The 2,256-nt window shown below is 49.6% G+C and carries 1 protein-coding gene; it reads left to right on the top strand.

The features are described from left to right. The first annotated feature begins 222 nt into the window (after positions 1 to 222). Positions 223 to 1,863: an IS1380 family transposase gene (locus F6K52_RS35520; RefSeq protein ID WP_293089785.1), complete on the top strand. Its 1,641-nt coding sequence runs from the start codon at positions 223 to 225 to the stop codon at positions 1,861 to 1,863. Positions 1,864 to 2,256: the final 393 nt, after the last annotated feature.

The following is a 2,256-nucleotide window of genomic DNA, read 5'->3' on the forward strand; positions in this document are numbered from 1 at the left end:
CCACAATAGCCCTGAAAACGCTGTTAGGCAAAAAGCATGATAAGAGACATCAAGGTGGGTGGGTCGATTTTCATAGTAATTGGGTTCGTAGGGCTAAACGGGTATTCCTTGAAGGCAATTGCTAAAGAGCCCCTTACCCCGAATATCTCACAAAACTCAAAAAACGGGAGTCCCAAAATCAGCGAAAGTTATATATAGCAAAGACCTTAACTGATTAAAGCAATGACTCCCTTCGTAACAGAGTGTATCGCATCCCATCCCATCTTTAGCGTATCGCTTGATGGTTCTTCATTGGTTGGTTCATCTTCCTCCAAGACGGTTGGCCCTCAAGACGCGCTTGCTAAATTTGAGCGTCTAGGTCGCGCCAAACGGCGGACAACGTCCCGCAAGGCGTCATCCTCCCTCAAACTGTCATTGGGTCGTCTAGACCGACGCATCATCAGTGCCGAGTTTAATGGCGGTCACATTAGCTCAGATGGGGGAGTGATGTTGCTCGCCCAGGTGGATGAGCACTTTGGCATTAGTGCCAAAGTGGCGACGTGTTTCAGCGACAAGCGCCATCCATCCTATGTGGAACATTCGATAGACACATTGGTGAAGCAGCGTGTCTATGGCATTGCCCAAGGGTATGAAGACCTCAATGACCATGAGCAATTACGCCATGACCCATTATTTGGAGTGGCACTCGGGCGTGTAGAGTCCCATCATCAACGGTGTGCGCCATTGGCTGGCAAGAGTACGCTCAATCGGCTAGAGAAAAGCCATCGCCGCGATGACTCAGACCGGGTAGATGAACGCTATATCAAAACAGAGGTAGACCCCAACGCCCTAGAAAATGTATTCATTGATCTGTTCATCGCCAACACTCCAAGCCCTCCAGAGGTGCTGATATTGGATATGGACGTCACCGATGATAGGACTCATGGCAACCAAGAGCAGGCAGGCTACAATGCTCATTATAAAAGCACTTGCTACACGCCGCTGTACATCTTTTGTGGCAGAGAGATGTTGGTGTCTCGATTGCGCCCTGCCAATGTAGACCCAGCAGCGGGAGCCTTAGAGGAGTTGCAGCGGGTCATCCCTCAGTTGCGCCAGCAGTGGCCTGATGTGATGATCATGGTGCGTGGCGATAGCGCCTATGCCCGCGATGAAATTATGAGTTGGTGTGAAGCCCAACCCAAGGTGGAATTTGTTCTGGCAATGGGGACCAATTCACGCTTAGTGTCAATGGCTCAACGGTTTGAGGACTATGCCAAAGCCGATTATCTCGCGGCTCGTGCGGCAGCCAAAGCGGCACTTTTAGCGACTATGAAACCAGAAGAACTCACCGACGAGCACTTAGATGCACTGGTTCCACCCCAAGTGCAGTATGGCTGTTTCCCCTATGAGACCCTCAATAGTTGGAGCAGACAGCGGCGCATCGTCTGTAAAATCACCTATGGCCCCAACGGTGCCCATCGCCATTTTGTGGTCACCTCTTGGCACTCGAAGCAGTACTCTTCCAAGGCGTTACACCAGAAGCAGTATTGTCCCAGAGGGGAGATGGAAAATCGCATCAAGGAACAACAACTCGACCTGTTTAGTGACCGTACCTCCAACCATTATTTTGATGACAACCAACTGCGCTTGTGGTTCCATTCCTTGGCCTATGTGCTACTCAATCGGCTGCGCGATGCCTTGCAGCACACGCCATTGGCTAATGCTCAAGTGGGCACCATTCGCTCTAAATTACTCAAAGTCGGTACCCTCATTCGTGTGAGTGTGCGCCGCATTCATCTAGCCATGCACTCCGCTTTTGCCTATCAAGATCTGTTTGCTCTGGTCCATCAGCGACTCTCCCAGATGACACTCCCCTCTGGCTAAGACGGTTGGGGGGGATGAGGGTGATTTTGCATTAGATTGACCAGAGCGCTATCGCTCACTGGTTTCTATGCTTATTTTTTCTCTAATAGCCATCTGTAGAGGTGATAGCGGCTGCATCACAGCAGAAACTGAGGCCATTTAGGGTCGTTCCCTTTCCTTCGACGATAATTTCAGGGCAATTTCGAGTTTCTTACATCTCTCACCGATGGTGTGAGAAATTAGGGTTAGAGACGTTATTCAGTTAACTCCCTGAAAAGGTGATTGAGCCACCCGTTTTATATTGTTATCCAAATTCTGAAATATCTTATTGGAAATACTGAACTCTAACTTGGTGATGGTGGATGTGAAGGCGATCGCGTTTCGTGGATGTGAGGAGCAATCGCGTTTTGTGAT

This window comes from Moorena sp. SIO3H5 (genome assembly GCF_010692395.1).
Taxonomy (GTDB): domain Bacteria; phylum Cyanobacteriota; class Cyanobacteriia; order Cyanobacteriales; family Coleofasciculaceae; genus Moorena.

What these genes read in the sequence shown, in the direction of transcription:
- F6K52_RS35520 (WP_293089785.1), top strand. Translation starts at nt 223, where the DNA reads ATGACTCCCTTCGTAACAGAGTGTATCGCATCCCATCCCATCTTTAGC.